We start from the raw sequence: 17,876 nt of genomic DNA on the forward strand, positions 1-17,876 counted from the left end.
GGGGTGCTTACTCTTCCGCCCGGCAAGCACACTGTCCATCCCGTCCGAACTCCTCCGCAAGGTAATTGACGAATGCAGAACAGGTCACCAGCATGTACTTAGCAAATACAGGATCGAGATCTACGGGCTCGCCCTCCCCTCCGTGCCTGATGCCATCTGCATCGCTTGTGTATCCGAACATCCTCTTCCATGCTTCCGCCAGAGACTTATGCAGACCGCGAGTTTTTCTCAGCGACTCAACGGCGTCGGCGAGCGTGCCGGTTTTTATGGGAGAGATCCTCCTTGCGGCAGATTCTGCAGCAGAAATTGATTCCTTTACGGAATTGAGGCAGTCTGGGTCGGGTCTCATTGCCAGAAGCTCCAACGCATGCTGGATATGAGCGCTGGCCCCCGCCAAACCGCTTTCCGCAGACATGCTTTGTTCGATTGATGCAAGCTCGAGTTCGTTAGATACGGGTACAATCCGCTCGCCAAGAAAGCGATAGCCAGACCCCTCAGCTTCGAGAACCGCATTCACGTCCTTTTGGAAGTCTTTTTTTGGATCGCCGACATCCCACCCACATCCTCCGTATCCGAAATTCGGGGGTTCTGGCTCTAGCGCACCAAGGTCATTAAGCTCGTTGTAGACGAACTCGATCAAGTCGTAGCAGACGTACCATTGGCCATTAAAGACCCAATCTCGCAGCTCTTGATAAAATTCATCGCTATAGACGGGAAACGTATCGACAGGATTGTGCCATTCCATCGTCCAGAGCTCCTTGCAGATCGCCTCCGCATTTGAGCCTCGTGAATAATCTCCTAAAATCCTATGAACCATGTTGTAAATGCTCATTCGAAGCTCTTCGTTGGCACATTCGATTTGCAGCACCTCTCGAGGCTTTACGAAACCGAGCCGCTCGGAAAACAACGCCATGATCGATTACCCCCTCATCCTTCAGCCCGCCTATCGCCACCGCAATCTGACCTTTCAAGGCCTCAGCAATTGCCATTCGTTCTTTTTGGGTGGAATGGCCGTAGGGCCATTCCCAAGTTCTGGCGACGTTGAGCCAGCAACGCAGACAGCACAATCGCCTTTTCTAACTCCATAGCAATCTAGCAGCATTCTAAATCGCAACCTGGCTCAGGAATGCATGAACAATCACCAATCCTATGCTTGCCTTAAATTATGTAGGCCATTAGGGAATCAAGAGGCGCCAAATCCATGCCACCTTCCCTGATCGGAATCTATCCACCATCAGAAATACAATCATCTGCACGATTCGCGATCCTGGAAGCGGCGTGTAAAGAAAATTATTTCAGCAGACTGGCTTCTCCAAGAAGTCTCTGCGGACTTCTCAATTTAGATTAGAGCGAAGCGTTTATCATAAGAAGCGTCTGACGGGAGTATCGGCATAAATGCCAAATTAGGGGCCATGCAGCATCGAGTATTAGACGAGCAACCCGCTTCACGGCACAAGCAGGACGAGATATTGTCGGTAAATCCCAGCAACGGAATCGAGCGAATAACGATCTTTGAGTCAATGCCCTGGAAAGAGGAGCTGCATAGCTTGATCGACCAGCTCGCCTCGACAACACTTTCCCTTGAATGCGATGAAGATGACAAGAGCGACTTTATTGCTGAACGAGCGTTGATATACTCGGCATTCGTTGCCAGGTTGCTGATAGACGCCAAGAAAACCACCGACCCGATAAGCGGCCACAACATTTCCGTTGGCGTCATTTCGAATAAATTAGAAAGCCCTGAGCATGTCCAGCCCTTGCTTCGTCGATTCCCGGAACGCGATTACTACGACTTCGAGAACGAGGTGGTTCAGCCTGTTTCCTGCAGGAGAATACTTAACCAGATCATTCATTCGTTTATAATCCCGACTTTCGAAGTTGGAGAGGATGGGACCATTTTGGGCTTCTTCGTTGCATCGGACCAAAGCGCGAACGATAAGCTTTACCATGTCAAACTAGAAAGCTGGATAGGGTATCTAGAGTCCATAGCGAACGACGACATAACAACCATGGAAGCCCGCTTTGACCAAGATAAAGGGAAATGGATCGAAACCAGACGATAGTCGTTTGCCGAGTGCATCTGCTGGGCTGCCCCACTTACCCGCTCAGCATCGCCTGCTCGCTCCTTTCCCGAGAAGCATTTCGCTTAAACATGCCTTGCATGGTACTGGCATCAGAACCGGTCGATGAAAACCAAATCTCACCCATCGAGCAAGATGACCTCATTTCGAAGAAATGCAAGCCCCCTGCGATAATTCCCCTTTGCGAAAATGGGAGTAATCGCCAGGGAATAGTCGCGAATCGGGCAGAGCAGGAGCGCAAGTCACATTTTGTAATCACCCCGCCCGATTACAAAATGATTCGCTCTACAAGGAACTTCCCGAACAAGAAGCAACGAGATGGCATGAAGCGAAATGTATTTTAAAGTCGCTACGATCGAGTGGGAGTAAGCCGATGGGGCTTTGACTTGCACTTTTGAGTGCCGCACTGTGCCGCTGAGTTTCGTTTTGTACGAGAATCACGGCAAAGCCGCCAGCGACATTGGTGAGTAAATACGGTAATCGAGCCTCCGTTCCCATGTTGGGACGGAGGCTTTTTCTTTGCCGTTTTACTACCTTTTACCTGCGATTTTGCAATTTACTCCCCGTGTTTGAAGACGGTAAGGCACGGGGCGGTATTCGGAGAAATGGGAGTAAGGGTTTATCCCAAGTGAGTAGACGCGCGATTTTTGTCCCCGAGGGCGAAACGGGGTCGTTTCGGGGACCGTGAAACTCAAATCGAACTCAATGGGCATTTTTGCGGTCTCCGTACGGCGTTTCCTCAGGTGGTTAATGGGGAGTAAAGAATCTCGCTGCTAAGGAAGCGACGTTCAGCGCTCTGCGGTCAAGGCTATGACCACCTGAGGGGTGCCGGCGGTGGGGTTCTCGGGCGCGGCGGTGATCGACTCTTTGTTCACCGAGGTGGGCTTGACGAGCTACGCCTACTGGTTCACTGGCTTCTCCGCCATGAGCGAGGTGGCGGGCTTCGAGCACCTTTTGGGCATAGCGGACACCATGCAGGCGTTTACGAGCTAAGGGCAGCTGGAGGGCATCTGCGCTGTGGGCCTCGACGCAGCGGCATGAAGAAGGCGGGCTCGGTGCCCTACTCGTATAGCCGCCTGGTGAGCGGCGCGGGCAGGTTCGTGCCGGTGGGACCTCAGGTGCTTCTGAGTTGGAATGGACCGCGGGGCATGCTGATCGCCCGGCCAAAGACAGCCGCACGTGGCCCGTGGGCGAACTGTTCGACAACGGCAGTTCGCTTTCAGGCTCGGGCGTCATCCGCGCGGGTGAGAGGTGGTGGCGGACGCGTTCTTCGCGCGCAACTCGAAAGACGCGCGCACAGTGGTAACCAAGGGCAGTGTGGCGTGCGGTGCTGAGGCGTGCACGAACTTCTGGGTCTGCAGTTGCTCGGTGCTTACCCGCGTGGATGGCATGAACTCACTCTGGGGCGTGGTGAAGATACAGCGTGCGTCTAACCCGTGCACGGCTTTGGAGCCGATTGACCTGCATGGGCTCAAGGCGTCCGCGCCGGGGATCGCGACGTATGCTTTGGCGCGCTCGAAGCTAAAGACGATTCTGATGGACTCAGACTGGTTGCTGCGGGGAACTCAGATATTTGACGGTGGAGCGGGATGGGGAGCCCCCACGTCCCTTGTGGAGGCGCGAGGGCTTAACGAGTTCAAAAATTATTTGCCGTTAGAGGTAGCTGCGCAGCCAATCGGGCATGTTGGAATCGTCGATGGACCACGAATCTTCCTCGTGTTCGCTTTCCTCCCAGTTACTTTCGTCACCATCGAAGAACTTGCGCCTGTTGCACTTGTACTTGACTACGGTGTCGCCTTCGCGACGGTACTCGTTCCAGTAGTAGTTTTGTTTTCCATACCCGTCCCATTCTTGCGTTCTGTAGATGACCATGGTGGTACCTTTCGTTTATGCGCACATTTGCGTGACGAGCATGACCTGGCCGATGGCGTGCAAGACGCGGACTACTACCGCACATGCTAGCAGCGCCATGAGCAAGCGGGGTATCCGCTTCTCCTCGCGGCTGTTCTCGCCACCGAAAAGGCCTGTGCGGGTCTTCTTTTCGATTGCTGTCTGGCTGTGCCCCATTCGTTGCTCCGTTTCTCTTGCGATTATTGAGTCTTCCAGGGGGTTATGCCGCTCGGCGGTAGAGTCTCGTCTGGGGCCTTACGATGGTCTGGCCTTCGGCGAGGTCGACCCCGAGGGCAACCGCGTACGAGACCGCGTCCGGCGAGGCGTGCCGGTTTTCGGGCAGCTTGCGGAGAAACCAGTCGACGTTCACGACCTTCGGCTGTGTGACGACCGTCTCCACGGCGGGCGGAACGGCTGCCTGGGCAACCACCTTGGCTGCTCCGTCGGCGATGGCCTTTGAGCCCTTTGCCGCCGATGCGGGCGATATCGCAGACAGGTCGAGCTTACTGCTCACGAGCAGGGCGATGCCGATTCCGACGGCTGCGGCGGCTATGCCCGTCACCATCCTGGTGGCGATCTTTTTCTTCGGGTGGCTCTTTTCGGCAGCAGAGGCGTCGACCTCTCTGACATCATCGATCGCCCGGTCGTCATTCCTGGTCTTGTTGTGCTTGCCTTCCTTCATCTTCCTTCTCCTTCCAATTACTTATCGCATAATGTGTCATTGCCTTATTTATGAAATCAAACGCACCTTGTCCGATTCCTATTTCCAAAAAGAGCTCTAGATACTGGTCTTCAAGCAGCTTGTTCCATAGGAGCCAGGCAAACATCTCGGCGTGCTCCTTCGCCTCATCTGGCGTTTGCCTACCCGTCAGCTGCAATAAATTGCCGAGCACCTGCTGTATCAGCGGAGAATCGGGGGCTAAGACTTCCTCGGCGCTTGCAGAATCGATGCTCGCGAAATCGCGTTCCAGCTTTTCTTCGACAGCCGCGTTGTTTTCGATAAGCCTCAGGCTTGACAGGTCGGGTGCATCAAGAAGCGCGTTGCAGAAATCCTCTGAGCCTATTCCCAGCTTTTCTTGAAATGTCGATTCGAATTCCGAATCGTCTATCGGGCAGCCTATGTCGATGAGAAGGGCCTTCGTCGAGTCGACCAGCGCTTCCGCCAGGCGCTTCCGCAGAAGTGCTTGGACCGCCTCCTTCGGGTTTCGCCCATGGGATGCCCTGTTGAGCTCCTTGCAGAACTTGAGCTGCCTGTCCAACTCTTGGCGCTTCGCAGTTAGTTCCTCCAGCTGTCTTTCGGTTATTTCCTCGAACGGCTGCTCGGCGCTTTCCATCTCATCAAAGGCCCTCTTGATGGAGGTCAGGCTATAGCCCATTTTCTGGTATTGACCTACGAGGGCAACTTTCAGCACATCCTCCTCATCGAAGAAACGCCTGCCTTGTCTGCTGTCCTCGGGGCAAAAGATGAAGTAACGTGAATCGTGTTTGTCGCATATCTGCTGGATGTTGTCCCTTTTAACGCCAGTCATCCTTGATACGTCTTTTATTCGCCACATGGTCTTACCTCCTTGAATGGAGAATAAGGTATGCCCAAACTGTCATCCTATTAGACAGTTCAAAAAATCAAATAAATAGCTCTTTGCTTTTCAACTGCCGCCCTATTTGTGACCATCCGAGAAGATGTACGGCAGCAAGGGCTGCGTTTTGTTCGGGAGGTTTCGCATGGAGTCGATCGCGGTGGCGCTCATAGGCGGGGCGATGACGCTCGTTGGGGGTGGTTCTCCCCATCTCGCGAAGTTGCGCCGTGATGGAGGTGAAGAACGACGAGTTGACGAAGCGTGTCAAGAATCACAACTGCCTGGTTGCGCGCACCTGTCGCCTGGAGCAGAACGTGGCCGTGATCCGTCGCGACGTGGAGTCGCTCGATGAGAAGATGGGCGATGAACGAGTTTCTGACGAGCAACACCTGGGAATGATGCCTACTGCACTCCCGTGGTGCCAGGGGTGTTTGATGAATATCGTCATTGTGCATTACACGGCGACGAGTGCGAGCGCACGCAACAACCTGCTGTACTTTTCGCGATTCGCCGCGGGCGCATAGGCACACTACTTCATCTATAAGGAGATCTTGATGCGGCCGCCCGTTTACGAGCGCGAGATTAGCCCGTCCATGGGTTCGATATCTTCGCCGTGGGACAACACGGCCACGAAGTCGCTCATGGGACTGGTCAAATCGCAGTGCGTGCACGCGCGGGCCTACGAGACGCGGGGAGAAGCCACGCCAGGTTTGTTCAAGCATATCGAGTCCGTACGCAATCGCGCGAGGGTGCACACGGCGCTGGGGGATTAGGGCCCCGTGGAATTCGGGGAGGCCAACTGGCCGGAGGACGAAGACCGCCCGAAGGCGGCATAGAAGGTGTCAATGGAATCGTGAGGAGATTCAAATTCGCGACGTGAGCAACGCTAATCGTTCCGCGAACGCCCTTCACTCCAAGTTCTATGTATGTCCAGTGTGCGGCAACGTGCTCTCCGTCACTGGAGGGGCTGTCGTCTCGCGCTGAGGGATCGTGCTGCCGCCGCTTGAGGCCGAGCCAGCCGAGGGGAAGCACGCCATAGACGTATAATTCGTGGAGGACGAGCTGCATGTGTCGCTGGCGCACCCTATGTCGAAAGAGCACCACGTGTCGTTCATCGTCGCCGTCTCGCCTGACCGGATGCAGACCGTCAAGCTCTACCCGGAGGGCGACGCTGCAGCAAGGTTCGGGAGGTCTAGGGTGCTCGATGCGTGCGTCTAATGCAGCTGGCACGAGCTATAGTGCTATCCCGTTTGTCCAATGTGCTAGTCAGGGACCCTTCTCGAGGCTCAAGAAGGAGATTCGATCGCTCTCCTGCGAGAAGACTCACCGAGTGGGAGTAGGGCTTTAGCCCATTTCATCTAGTCTCATCCTGCACGTCTAGTCGCGGTGGTTAGCAACCAGTGCCCCTGTATTGGACGAAGCCACCGGGACTTTTGGGGAGTAACAGATGCAAATAAGCCCCGAGACCTTCGGATTTCGGGGCTTATTTCATGGGTGTTAACCTGCGGAAATACTCTTCGGTCAACGCTTTGAGAGTGATGCGTTGCGACTCGCTGCCAAGAGGGGCGACTAGATGCCAAAGCGAGAAGAGTATTTTCATCGCGTTTCTTGGCCGCAAACGCGTTTTGACCTGAGTCATGTAGTCACTTTGTAGTCACCCCGCCTTTCCGGCCTCCCTTTTTGCAAAACCGCAGGTAGGAGCGAAGATTGACAAATCGTGAAAATCCGCGATTCCCGGCGATTTCGGGCTCTTTTTAGCCCACGAAAACCAGCAATAGTAATGCGAGAGTGACGATTCCGTGCAAAGAAAGGGGACGCCGCAGCGTCCCCAGAAGCGCTCTATACCCTGCTCTAGCCCCTGAAGCGAGCCTTCCAGGCCTCGTAGTCGTCCTCGTCGATCTCGCCCGCCGCGAGCTGGTCCCTCATGCGCTTCCACGCTTTGAGGGCCTGCGCGGCCTTCTGCGAGCCCTCCTCCTTGGGGTCGGGCGCCACGGCCACGCCGTCTCCGGTGACGACGGGCATGAGGCCGAGCTCCCTCTCGTAGCGGAAGAGCACCTCCAGGGCGCCGCGCACGCCACTCACGCCTATCTCGCGTATGGAGTCGGCAGAGACGTCCAGGGCCTCCGCGATGCGCCCTATCCGCTGGTCGCCGGACGTCCGGATGCCGCGCTCGTAGTTGCGGATGGCGGACTCGGTGAGCCCCACCTCGTCAGCGATCTCCCTCTGCGTCATGCCGCCCTCGTTGCGGTGCCTGCGTATGCGCGCGCCTATCGTCATCTTTCCCAAGGCGCGCCACCGGGGCGGACCGGGAGCTAAGGAGGACATCATGGAAGCCATCGACGCCAAGGCCAAGAAGGGCATCAGGGTCTACCTCGAACGTAGGGGCTTCGAGATTCTGGAGGAAGACTGGGCGCACGTCGGCGACGTAGCCGACTTCATCGCCCGCGACGAGGACGACCTGGTCTTTATTCACTGCCAGATCACGCAGAACGGCGGCGAGGGATTCCCCGAGGAGGACGCGGACCGCGCGGCGCTCGAACGGCTGGCGGCGGCCTACCTCGCTGAGTACCTGGACTCCGAGGACATCCGGATCAGGTTCGACGTCGTGAGCATGCTCATCGTCGGTGAGAGCCGGGCGCTTCTCCGCCACCATCTCAATGCGCTCGGCCGCTCTAAGCGCAGGGCGCCCCCGGGAGCTTCGGCTCCCGGGGGCGCTAGCTCTAAAGGCTGCTTGTTCTGTCTACCGCGCAATGATGACGGTGACGAATCCCGGGATTATCTTCTCGAGGTCACGCTTGAGACCAGTTGGGTTTCGGACAAGTCTACCTGGGTCATAGATGAAGCAGAAAAGCCGCTCGCATCCTGGATGCTCTCTGTACTGAGGAATGTCGATGCTCAACTCCTCGCCAAGCTCCTTGTCACGTAGGCCATCACGTGTCATCTTCACCTCAATGAAGCGCGCTTCGTCTTTGAGATAGAAATCCGTGCGCGAGTTCTTTCCAGCAAAGCCGGGCACCGCCTCCTCAGCGCGTACGTCATCAAAGTAGGCTAGGCAGATTGATCTGAGAAGGTCTTGGACGTCGTATTCATCATTGATCGCAAAACCATCTCTACCAGCATGTCTACGATTGATGGAAGCAACGACGTCGGGGAACCTGTCCAATATTTGCTCAATGACAATGTCACCGTCGCTATCATTTGAGTCTTCAAGGACGATGAAGCCTTGCTGTATTCCCTCCAAAGTTCCCTGGAGAAGTCCCTGCCATTGTCTTGCAATCCCTGTGTGGTCGTTAGCCTTCTTCTCAAGGTCTTTCATCGCGTCCTGCTGAGACTCGGGAAGTAGCTCATGGAGCGCAATGGATGCCTTCGCTCTCCAGGGGCTAAATAGCTCAGACTTAACATAAGGTGCTCCGATTACGCCTTCGATATAGTGCGAAGTAGCAAGAACTATCTCGCCCTCTTTGATCAACAACTCAAGCTTCGCGATGGCGTCATCTTTATTCATATCGCACTTCATTCCCGTCTCGCCCATCAATCTCTTTCAACCTCAACAGCCAGCGTCTCATACTCCCGTCCCCAAAGAAGCCGAGCAGAGCTCCGTCGCAGAAACGCTCTGCTCTCACGGCTCCGAGCAGAAGCGCCATCACCGCTTGGCCGTCGAGTTCCGATACATCTGCCCCAGACATTGCCTGGCTGCCCCACTCGAGTCCGTTGCGTTCAAGTATGTTGCGGTAATGCGTGAGCTCGTACTCGGGATGCTCGTCGACGAAGTCGTAGATTGCTTGTTCAACGTCAGCAACCGTCGTTCCGTAATTCACGTAGGGTATCTTGATTGGGTCGTCCATGGTGCCCTTGCTCTCTCGGTCTACGACCCAGTTGCCAAATCCCTCGGCATTCTCAATCGCGGGCAGATGTTTTGTCAGGCTCTCAAACATAAGCCGCCTCTTTTGAGAAATGAGCTTCAGCAATACCGTCGAGCTGCGAACGTATTGTCTCGAAGGGCTGGTTCAGGTCCAATGTCCTCACGCTTATCTGGTTACCGCTCATCTGATACACGCCATCAGGCTGCGCGTCTTCGTCGGTCTTGGCGTAGAGCAGCATGCCCGACACGCTATGCTGGTCGTGAGTGCTGGCGAGCTCCGCTTCCTTGTTCTTCACGTAGGTGAAGATCTGGTACAGGTTGCCGGAGTGGACGCTTTGCTTGTCGAACTGCTGTTGCGTCGTGTGGCTGTAGTACTTCGCGTCGATGATGAGGACGGTCCTGCCCCGTGTGAGCGTTATGTCGGTGTGCATGGCGGGGAGCATGTCATTGAAGCCATCGTCGAGCGCCCAGCTGATGTACGGCGCCCCTGCGGAAAGCTCTGGGTGCTCGCGTCTGTAGTACTCGAGGATGAACTTCTCGTACAAGTGGCTCATTCTCTGCTCGTCGAGGAAGTCCATCATGCGGAGGCTCCCGCTCTCCCGCGTCTGGAGGAGGCCCTTCACGACCAGCCAGCATACGTTCATGAGCATGCGATAAGTCTGGTTGTTCCGGTCGAAGCGCATGTGCCAGTCTTCGCCCGAAAGGTTCACGCCTTCCACGTCCACGAAGTACGGAAGCAGCCGTCTAAGTGCCTTCTTGCGCGCCTTGTCGATGTCCGAGCGAACCAAGAGCATGATCGTCGCTTTGAGGATGCGGTTCATGCGCGTGTCCGTGCTGAACTCGTCGTAGCTGCAAACCAGCTGCCTGCGCAGAATCGAGCGCGCCTTCAGAGACTCGGAAAGTTCAATCTTGCCCCTCGGTGAGGAGAGCATGTCCTCGCGGTCGACGTACTCTCGGCCAAGGCCGCGCTTGAGCTGCAGGCTCACGCCCCGTGACAGTATCTCGGCGAGGAGGTCGGCAGTGTTGTCGAACTCCTCGGCTGTGATGTCGCGGTAGCCCTGCCCCTGCAGCGTCTGGAACGTGTAGGCGAGCATGTGGTAGATGTTCTGTATCCGGATCACTGGATTGACCTGCGCAGCTTGCCGGCCCACTCGTCGACCTTGGTGGGCTCGTCGAACCAGTACTCGCGCAACATCGGCACGAGCTCGTAGTTGACGATTTCCGAGAGCTTATGGTCCGTCACGTCGTCCGGGGACATGCGGCAGAAGTAGCTGTGACCGATGCAAAAGCCGTCTCCCAGCGACTCGTCGGACGCGATTGCCTCGTTCAGCTTCACGACGCAGGAGATGAGCCTATCGAACTTCTCGCTGGCAAGTCCCTCCTGATAGGCGATGAAGCTCTCTGCGTCGAAGGCGGGACGGAGGTCGAAGAACGCGAAGCGGCGGCGCAGGGCGTAGTCGAGCATGGCGAGCGAGCGGTCCGCTGTGTTCATCATGCCAATGAGGTATACGTTGCTCGGGACGTAGAACAGCTCGTGCGAGTAGAGGAGCTGCAGCGTGTTCCTGGGCCCGCGCTTGTCGTTCTCGATGAGCATGAACAGCTCGCCGAAGATCTTCGAGAGGTTGCCACGGTTGATTTCGTCGATGATGAAGAAGTAGTCGTTGTCGGAATCGTCCTTCGCATTCTTGCAGAAGTTGTAGAACGCGCCCTTCTCGAGGTCGAAGCCCTGCGCGTTCGGACGGAACCCCTCTATGAAGTCCTCGTAGCTGTAGCTCTGGTGGAACTGCACCATCATCACACGCTCGGCGTCCTTCACGCCCATCATGGAGTAGGCCAGGCGCTTTGCGGCGAAGGTCTTGCCCACGCCCGGGGCACCCTGCAGGATGATGTTCTTCTTCGCGCGCAGGACGTTGACGAGGGTCCTGTAGTGCTCGCCGTCCATGAAGACCTCCGAGAGGAAGTCCTCGGACGTGTACGCTGGGTATTCAACCTCCTCCGTGTCTTCCTCGACTTCGCCGCCCTCGTCCTCGAAGAACGAGTTGAGCTTCTCAACGAGGTCGGGATAGGCGGTGATGTCCGTCAGGGTCTTCACGGCGAGGAGGTCTTCCGTGTGCCACTCTCCTCTGCTCGTCCAGCGTACCCTGCGGATGTTTGGATAGGAGTCGCCATTTTCGTCGAATTGGTAATCCCCCTCAACGATGCCGCGACCAATAATCACGCTGCGGCCCCGCTTAGCAAAGACAACGTCGCCCGGCTTGATTTCGCGCGAGAACTGCCAGAGCGCGAGCGCGGAGTTCTTCTGCGAATACTTGCTACTGTATAGGGCGCGCAGGTTCTTGCGGATGTCTTCCTTGCTGGCGTATTTTTCGACGTTGCCGAGCTTGCTCCAGCCGACGCCCATTACGCCACGTGCGTAGAAGTCATCCCACCTCGCGGCGCCGTCTCCCGGGGAGTAGGTCCAGAAGTGCGTGGTCCTGACTCCCTCGTCTCCGAGGGCGTTTTCCTCTGCATTCTCAGCTGCAGCCTTCTCGGCAGCCTTCCGCTCCTGGTTGACGCGTTCGGATTCCATGAAGGCGGCAGCCGTCAGCGAGGGGAAGTCTGCATACGAGCACTCTTCGCTTCCGAGCTCCGACTTGATGGTGTCGCAAATGGCGAGGTAGCGATCTCCGTCATGAACTGGCGAGTCCTTCTCCTTTGGCACTATGCCGGCAATGGTGGAGCCAGCCTTTGCCACGTCGGCCATGAACCAGCGGTTGCGCGAGTCCAGGCTGATGAAGTTGTAGGGCCTCGCCCAGTAGAGGCCCATGGTGAGCTTCCAGCCAAGTGTGAACTGGATGACGGTGGTATCGAATGCCTCGACGAAGGCCTTCCGGGTTTCCTCGTTGTCGTCGGCGGCCAGTGCAAGTTCGGCCTCGAAAACATGCCAAAGGTTATCGATGTCGTGCTCGCCGCGACGTTCGTCGTTGGCGAAGGCATAGAAGGTCGCGTTGAGGTTGTTGAGCACGGGGATGCCCTCGAAGTCCGTGGGCTGATCTGCCCCAATGTCGAACACCTCGGCGATGCCGGCGATGATCTTTTGCCGGTTTGCGTCTGTGATGCCCTTGTTGAAGAGGCCGAAGACGGTGAACGGATCGATGTCTTGGAGCTCATCTGCCTCAAGCTTAGGGAGACTCATCCCGATCGATTCATAGACAGTTGCTAGCTTGTTTATCAAATCGTCGCGCCTGTCTCGATAGGTCAGCAGCTTGTCAGATAACTCTTCATAAAAGCTAATCCAAGTAAATTTTGTGCTGGTCATTATAGTCACTGCCTATCTTGTGCCTCTGCCAAGGCGCCTTGCTTTCAATGTCTTTCCATATGCGTCTACATGCGCGACAGGTATCTTTATCGAATCTAAGTACACCAACGAGTATCTTTGCATCAATGTAATCCAACGCTTCGTCGATATTGCGCCCATTTCTTACTACTCCGTCAATTATGCTGATAACGTTTCTTTTTAGCTCGGGATTAATGTTCAATAGACCGGTATTGAGAACATGGATATTGCCAACTTTCTTGGGCAGAATCTCAAGCACACCGCCCCACAGCTTCTGCCGTAAAGCTCTGTGAATGCGAACGCAATGCTGTTGTAATAGGCGATAATTGCAAGCTCCGGGTCAATGCCGCCCCTGAATTTCATCCTATGCATGGTGTCGGTTGATATTGCACCGCACCGATTAAGCACAAGCTTGGGATAGAGATTATTCCAAGTGAGTAGACATGCGGTTTTGTCCTCGAGAGCGAGGCGGGAATCTCGGATGCTGCGCATCGTCATTTCCCAGCACGTTCGCTACTCGTTGGAGCTAACGAGAAGAGCCGTCTGGGCGAGGAGGGCAAGATACTGTATGGCAACTTGGCGTGGGCGCTGGAAAAGGCCAACGCTCCAAACGAGACGCTGGCCTTGATAACGTTGGCTTGCTCGCCGGCTACAACGCCTCGACGCGCGGCGTCTCCTGGTCGTCCACGACGAAGGGGCCGTCGTTCAGCTCTGCGACGCGGGCGTTGAGCTTGCCCGGCAGCACGAATTGCTGCCGACATGGCGCGACTGGGATTCGCTCCTCGAAGCATCCGCGCGCATCTTGCCCCCTCGGTTCCGAAACTCTAAAAAATCGAGTTTCGAAACCGAGGGGGAGCGGATGATGGCTTGGGTAGACCGCAATGTGTACATGGAGCGGCTCTGGGCACTCGAGGGCGCCCAGAGCCGCCTCTTCATCGATAAGGCGCAGCTGCGCAAGGGCTTTGAGGGGACAATTAACAGCATTCGCGCACGTGGCGGGGGTATCTACCTCACGGAGTTCGAGCTTGAGATGCGCGAGGAGCCTGAGAAGGGGCTCTGGCTCACGGCGAACTGGCACCAGGTGCGCGACGGCTGACGCGCCGACGCGCCCGCGGACGGCACCCCGGCCGCGCGGAGGTCCCGGGCGTGCCGGACGAGCTGGCGAGGCTGCTCGAGAAAGAGAAGGAAGCGGGCGCCGAGGAGGGCGCCCGCAAGGTCAAGGAAGATTGGGGTGACGTCGATGAAGAGGCTTGGTAGGTTCCTCATGGCGGCGCTGAAGGTCACGCTGGGCTTTTTCGTCCGGCTGTTCCGCGCCGTGTTCAAGTGGGTGATGTAGGAAGAGGCGGGCATTTGCCCGCCTCTTTGTCTTTAGACGATTATTTCTTTGCGATCTTCGCAACAACGCCGACGACCGCGCCGCCCACTGTGAGGACTGCGCCGCCTACTCCGGCGCCCACTTTCTTTATCCCGTCGACCCTATCGGCGCGCTTCGCCTCGCAGCGCGCGCAGAGCTTCTTTGAAGGGTCGTCCAGAAACGTGTAGCATCCCCTTGACTTGCACACCGCGGCAAGCTCCGCCCCGCATTGGGGGCAGTAGTTCATCGAGGGCTTGAACAAGTCTTCTTCTTATGAGCGGCGCATTCGCCGTTAGGACATCCCTTAGCCGAGCTCATCTTCGGCCTCCTTTTCATCATTTATCGCTTCAAGATAGAAGGTCTTCTCGGGAGCGGAGAGCGCCTTGCTGAGCGCCGACACGTCGAGCTGCAGAGTGGCCCTTGAGCGCCAGACGCCTCGGTCGGTGCCGTCATCCGATGCGTCGAACTCGGCAAGTAGGCCGGCGCGCGACCCGACCGTCTGTTCGATCAGGCGCGAGTAGGCCTCGAGGGCGGAGGCCATGGCCTTGACTTCGCCCTGCTCGCAATAGATCGCCATGCGGGCGACGGAGGCTTGGTGCAGCACCGGGAAGCAGCGGTTGATGGAGGCCATCTTCTCGTCGATTAGCTCCGCGCGCTTGCCCTTTGCCTTCCTATACTCCCCGTTGGAGAGATACGCGACGTCTTCCTGCAGCTCAAGGTCAAGCTGGGCTGTGGCGTCCGAAAGCGCGCGAAGGGACTGGGCTACCAGCAGCTTCCGCAGTCCTTCGTCGGAGACCTCCCTCGCCTCAAGGTAGAGCGACATGCCGCTGCGGAAAAGGCCGATGCGGTCGTTCTGCTGGCCTCGGAGAACCTCCTTGACCCTTCCGTCGATCACCGTGATCTGTTCCGCGATCTCGTCGAGCTGCTCCTGCAGGGCTTTCACCTGCATTGCGTTGGCTGCCTGCACGGGGTCGATTCCTTGAGAGAACTCTTCTCTCTTGATGGGGAGCTTTTTGCCGTATCTGCCGTCCGAGCGCTTCATCTGGGCGAAGGTGTTGCCCATTTTGTCCGTCGTCAGCTTGATGTCGCCCCGGTCGATGGCCTGGAGCGTCTCGTCGGAGGCGTCGACGACAAGGCGGAAGCCCTTGTCAGTCGCCTTGCTGATCTGGGCCATCTCCGGGGCCTGCCGCTCCACGGCCTTGACGATGTCGGCAATGGCGTTGTCCGCCTCATTGCAGTTTTGCCTTATCGCTGTGCTCAGGAGGGCGAGCGGCGACCGGTCGACCGGAGGCGCAATCTCTTGCGTCCCCGTTTTTGCCAGAGAATCATCCGGACTCACAACCGCGCCCCTTTCTAAGAACTCATCGCCCCATTATAAGGCGCGTGTCTACGATGTCTCCGTAGATGCGCTGTTTCGCCGCGGAACGCGATGTGCGGGGATGGCGCCTAGTAGCAGCATCGGGCGATGGCGCAGCCGCATTTCGCGCATTTGCCCTCGATCACGATTCCGAACTTGTCGGCGCGCAGCCTGTAGCCGGGAGCGTGAGGAGCCCATGAGGCGACCTGTATCGTCTTTTCGGACGCGCATGCCAGAGACTTCGATGCTCTAGCATACATACCGACGACGACCGAAGAGGCGGTGCCATGTCGAACCCATCCGCCAGGCACGCCAACGAGTTTAGGCGCGAGACCGCCGACTACATGATCTCGACGGGCGGGCCGACAACGCAATGCCGCCCCGAGCTCGGCCTCAACTCGAAAACCGTCGGCAAATGGGCCCAGGACCGACGCTGCGGACTCAAATGCCGGTTTCATGATTGACGAATACGCCTGGGATATCTCGAATCGCTTGAGTTATTCCAAGAACCGCGAACCACCGACCCGATCCGTTCAAATTGCGCATAAAGCAGGTCTTCGGCGACATGGCCCGGCGCAACATGACACCATGCGGATTCGCTTAGCTATCGAGTGGGAGTAGCTGAAACGAGGCGATTGAATAACTCCATCCGTTTTGGTTACAACGAAATGTGTGCCGCGCGCCTGCGGCATGAAGGAGGGAGATTTCTATGAAAATCGTTGTATTGAGTGGCAGCCCGCGCAAGGGCGCCAATACCGACATCATGGTCGAGGCGTTTGCCGAGACCGCGCGCGAGGGCGGCAATACGGTCGAGGTCGTCCGCGTTGCCGGCAAGAAGATCGCCGGCTGCCTGGGATGCCAGTACTGCTTCGCCCATGAGGGCACCTGCGTGCAGAAGGACGACATGGCCGGCGTGATCGAGTCGCTGAAAGACGCCGACATGGTCGTCTTTGCCTCGCCTATCTACTGGTTTGATATCACTGCACAGGAAAAGGCCGCCATCGACCGCCTGTACGCCTTCGGTGCTACGGGCTTCCCGTTCACCAAGACGGCCCTTTTGCTCGATAGCCACAGCGAGGGCGTCTATGATGCGGCGATCGCCATGTACAAGTCGGCCTGCGCGTACTGCAAGTGGGAGGACCAAGGCATTGTCACCATCAGCGGTATGACCGAGCGCGACAGCATGGCGTCCTCGCCCAAGTTGGAAGAGGTGCGAGAGCTCGCTCGCAAGCTGGCTTAAAGGCAAGAAGAACACATGGCAATCGGTGTTGGTGGAAATGCTTGCTGTCCTTACCAAGAGGAATGCTGATTGCCATGCGTTGATGCTTCCGCGGACAATTCCGGCGTGCTAAAACGCCTTCTCGTTCAAGAATTCCCTGAACGCGGGGATGTCAAAGCCAACGAGACCACGCCCGCGCTCTCCGATGACGCCGTCCTCCAGGAGGCGGCGTTTGTATTGGCTTGCGTAGTTGGTGGCGACGCCCATGCGTTTGGCTATCTCCGAGACCCTGCTGGGGCCAGAATCGGGCAGCATCGCGAGCAAAAACTCAATGTCTTTATCGGAAAGCTCCCGATAGGTCGTTTCGAGAATTCGATTGCGCAGCTCCATGCGGGCAAGCAGAGAACCCTGCTGTACATCAGGTGCACTGATTTTGGGCGAGTTCTCCGAAACATCCCATGTGCGATATCCGACGAGCTGCATCATATAGGGAAATCCGTCGACGGCCTTCACGGCATCCTTGAGCGCTTCTGGTGTGATTGAGCGGCCTCCGGCCTCAACGGTTTTGCGGAATGCGTTTGCAATTTCAACGTCAGTGATTCGTCCCAACTGATGATATTGGGAACGCCTGAGGAACGAGACGGAATCGTTACGCAGCAACGCCGATACTTTGTAGGGCAGTCCTGCCATGAGTAGGGCAACTTTTTTACCTTCGCGTACAAAGTGCTGGTAAACAGAGGCAAATTGAAGTATTTCTTCGAGATCGACGGTGACTTCATCGATGGTGATGAGAAGTCCGATGTCATGTTTTTCGAGTTGCTTAAAGATGCCATTCATGCGCGTGCGCCAGTTGCCCTGAGCCTCTTGAGCGTATGTCCAATCGATGCCCACTGGGCCAATTTGAACACCGTTTATGCGCGCGTGAGGCTGTGAGAGGTAGCTATCTGCGGCTTCTTTGGTTCGCTCGATAATATCTTCGAGCATGCCTGGCATGGCGGAGACATTTGCTGTACTCCATGGTAGCTCCTTTGCAGGTTTTGCTAATTTTTGCAAGTTTTGCTAACTTTTGCAAGTTTTGCTAACTTTTGCAAGTTTTGCTAATGGGTTAACATGCCTTGCGCCGTGCGATTGCAGGAGTGAAAAACGGGGAGTTCTATTATTCCGACTACGTTGCAACGAGCGGGGCCCGGAGCGCGATGTTGCTGCGCTCCGGGCCCCGC

Annotated in this window: 19 protein-coding genes and 1 pseudogene; 6 read left to right on the forward strand and 14 right to left on the reverse strand. The window is 56.7% G+C overall.

Annotated features, from left to right (window positions below; genetic code table 11):
- Window positions 1-7 precede the first annotated feature (7 nt).
- A complete protein-coding gene (locus DW195_RS00835) occupies window positions 8-913 on the reverse strand; it encodes an AbiJ-NTD4 domain-containing protein (RefSeq protein ID WP_118205383.1) in 906 nt (301 codons plus the stop codon).
- 634 nt (window positions 914-1,547) lie between these two features.
- Between DW195_RS00835 and DW195_RS00840 the strand changes: the two genes are divergently transcribed.
- Together DW195_RS00840 and DW195_RS10365 are read left to right on the forward strand one after the other, a co-directional pair.
- A complete protein-coding gene (locus DW195_RS00840) occupies window positions 1,548-2,063 on the forward strand; it encodes a hypothetical protein (RefSeq protein ID WP_147356467.1) in 516 nt (171 codons plus the stop codon).
- An 873-nt stretch (window positions 2,064-2,936) separates the two neighbouring features.
- Window positions 2,937-3,074, forward strand: coding sequence for a hypothetical protein (locus tag DW195_RS10365; protein ID WP_158567866.1), 138 nt, complete (start codon window positions 2,937-2,939; stop codon window positions 3,072-3,074).
- Window positions 3,075-3,734: 660 nt separating this feature from the next.
- On the opposite strand, the gene DW195_RS00845 is transcribed toward DW195_RS10365, so the two are convergent.
- Genes DW195_RS00845 through DW195_RS00860 form a run of 4 tightly spaced genes read right to left on the reverse strand, consistent with a single transcriptional unit; the run spans window position 3,735 to window position 5,527 of the window.
- The gene (locus DW195_RS00845; RefSeq protein ID WP_118205387.1) at window positions 3,735-3,953 is read right to left on the reverse strand and encodes a hypothetical protein; all 219 of its coding nucleotides are present in this window, start codon (window positions 3,951-3,953) and stop codon (window positions 3,735-3,737) included.
- 15 nt (window positions 3,954-3,968) lie between these two features.
- Window positions 3,969-4,148: a hypothetical protein gene (locus tag DW195_RS00850; protein WP_118205389.1), complete on the reverse strand. Its 180-nt coding sequence runs from the start codon at window positions 4,146-4,148 to the stop codon at window positions 3,969-3,971.
- Window positions 4,149-4,191: 43 nt separating this feature from the next.
- Window positions 4,192-4,653 carry a hypothetical protein gene (locus tag DW195_RS00855; RefSeq protein WP_118205391.1) on the reverse strand — a complete coding sequence of 154 codons (462 nt, stop codon included), beginning with the start codon at window positions 4,651-4,653 and terminating at the stop codon, window positions 4,192-4,194.
- On the reverse strand, window positions 4,619-5,527 hold the full coding sequence (locus DW195_RS00860; protein WP_118205393.1) for a MerR family transcriptional regulator: 909 nt from the start codon (window positions 5,525-5,527) through the stop codon (window positions 4,619-4,621). Before DW195_RS00860 ends, DW195_RS00855 begins: the two co-directional genes overlap by 35 nt.
- A gap of 251 nt (window positions 5,528-5,778) precedes the next feature.
- On the opposite strand from DW195_RS00860, the gene DW195_RS10475 reads away from it, so the two are divergent.
- Window positions 5,779-6,072: a hypothetical protein gene (locus tag DW195_RS10475; protein ID WP_199576252.1), complete on the forward strand. Its 294-nt coding sequence runs from the start codon at window positions 5,779-5,781 to the stop codon at window positions 6,070-6,072.
- 1,327 nt (window positions 6,073-7,399) lie between these two features.
- Here DW195_RS10475 and DW195_RS00875 read toward each other — a convergent pair.
- Window positions 7,400-7,909, reverse strand: a complete 510-nt coding sequence (locus DW195_RS00875) for a helix-turn-helix domain-containing protein (protein ID WP_370215079.1) — start codon at window positions 7,907-7,909, stop codon at window positions 7,400-7,402.
- Here DW195_RS00875 and DW195_RS10560 point away from each other — a divergent pair.
- Window positions 7,875-8,474: a YraN family protein gene (locus tag DW195_RS10560; RefSeq protein ID WP_118205397.1), complete on the forward strand. Its 600-nt coding sequence runs from the start codon at window positions 7,875-7,877 to the stop codon at window positions 8,472-8,474. The genes DW195_RS00875 and DW195_RS10560 overlap by 35 nt on opposite strands.
- On the opposite strand, the pseudogene DW195_RS10705 reads toward DW195_RS10560, so the two are convergent.
- The 5 genes and pseudogenes from DW195_RS10705 to DW195_RS10380 form a co-directional block, all read right to left on the reverse strand.
- Window positions 8,376-9,080: pseudogene (locus tag DW195_RS10705) on the reverse strand (hypothetical protein); the annotation flags it as partial. The gene DW195_RS10560 and the pseudogene DW195_RS10705 sit on opposite strands and share 99 nt — an antisense overlap.
- Window positions 9,046-9,483, reverse strand: a complete 438-nt coding sequence (locus DW195_RS00885; RefSeq protein WP_118205399.1) for a DUF6508 domain-containing protein — start codon at window positions 9,481-9,483, stop codon at window positions 9,046-9,048. The gene DW195_RS00885 and the pseudogene DW195_RS10705, both read right to left, overlap by 35 nt.
- The gene (gene mcrC, locus DW195_RS00890) at window positions 9,476-10,531 is read right to left on the reverse strand and encodes a 5-methylcytosine-specific restriction endonuclease system specificity protein McrC (protein WP_118205537.1); all 1,056 of its coding nucleotides are present in this window, start codon (window positions 10,529-10,531) and stop codon (window positions 9,476-9,478) included. The genes DW195_RS00885 and mcrC overlap by 8 nt, the downstream gene beginning before the upstream one ends.
- Window positions 10,528-12,585 carry an AAA family ATPase gene (locus tag DW195_RS00895; protein ID WP_199576253.1) on the reverse strand — a complete coding sequence of 686 codons (2,058 nt, stop codon included), beginning with the start codon at window positions 12,583-12,585 and terminating at the stop codon, window positions 10,528-10,530. Before DW195_RS00895 ends, mcrC begins: the two co-directional genes overlap by 4 nt.
- A gap of 94 nt (window positions 12,586-12,679) precedes the next feature.
- Window positions 12,680-12,985 (reverse strand): hypothetical protein, encoded by a 306-nt coding sequence (locus tag DW195_RS10380; protein WP_158567868.1) that lies wholly within the window; start codon window positions 12,983-12,985, stop codon window positions 12,680-12,682.
- Between the two features lie 600 nt (window positions 12,986-13,585).
- Here DW195_RS10380 and DW195_RS10480 point away from each other — a divergent pair.
- Window positions 13,586-13,822 carry a hypothetical protein gene (locus tag DW195_RS10480; protein ID WP_199576254.1) on the forward strand — a complete coding sequence of 79 codons (237 nt, stop codon included), beginning with the start codon at window positions 13,586-13,588 and terminating at the stop codon, window positions 13,820-13,822.
- Window positions 13,823-14,102: 280 nt separating this feature from the next.
- Here the strand turns inward: DW195_RS10480 and DW195_RS00910 are convergent, their stop codons facing one another.
- Together DW195_RS00910 and DW195_RS00915 are read right to left on the reverse strand one after the other, a co-directional pair.
- The gene (locus DW195_RS00910) at window positions 14,103-14,342 is read right to left on the reverse strand and encodes a hypothetical protein (protein ID WP_118205405.1); all 240 of its coding nucleotides are present in this window, start codon (window positions 14,340-14,342) and stop codon (window positions 14,103-14,105) included.
- Between the two features lie 42 nt (window positions 14,343-14,384).
- Window positions 14,385-15,419 (reverse strand): hypothetical protein, encoded by a 1,035-nt coding sequence (locus tag DW195_RS00915; RefSeq protein WP_118205407.1) that lies wholly within the window; start codon window positions 15,417-15,419, stop codon window positions 14,385-14,387.
- A gap of 727 nt (window positions 15,420-16,146) precedes the next feature.
- On the opposite strand from DW195_RS00915, the gene DW195_RS00920 reads away from it, so the two are divergent.
- The gene (locus tag DW195_RS00920; RefSeq protein WP_118205409.1) at window positions 16,147-16,677 is read left to right on the forward strand and encodes a flavodoxin family protein; all 531 of its coding nucleotides are present in this window, start codon (window positions 16,147-16,149) and stop codon (window positions 16,675-16,677) included.
- A 108-nt stretch (window positions 16,678-16,785) separates the two neighbouring features.
- Here the strand turns inward: DW195_RS00920 and DW195_RS00925 are convergent, their stop codons facing one another.
- Window positions 16,786-17,649, reverse strand: a complete 864-nt coding sequence (locus DW195_RS00925) for an ATP-binding protein (RefSeq protein ID WP_199576255.1) — start codon at window positions 17,647-17,649, stop codon at window positions 16,786-16,788.
- Window positions 17,650-17,876 lie beyond the last annotated feature (227 nt).

The sequence above is a fragment of the Collinsella sp. AM17-1 genome, assembly GCF_003470665.1.
GTDB lineage: Bacteria > Actinomycetota > Coriobacteriia > Coriobacteriales > Coriobacteriaceae > Collinsella.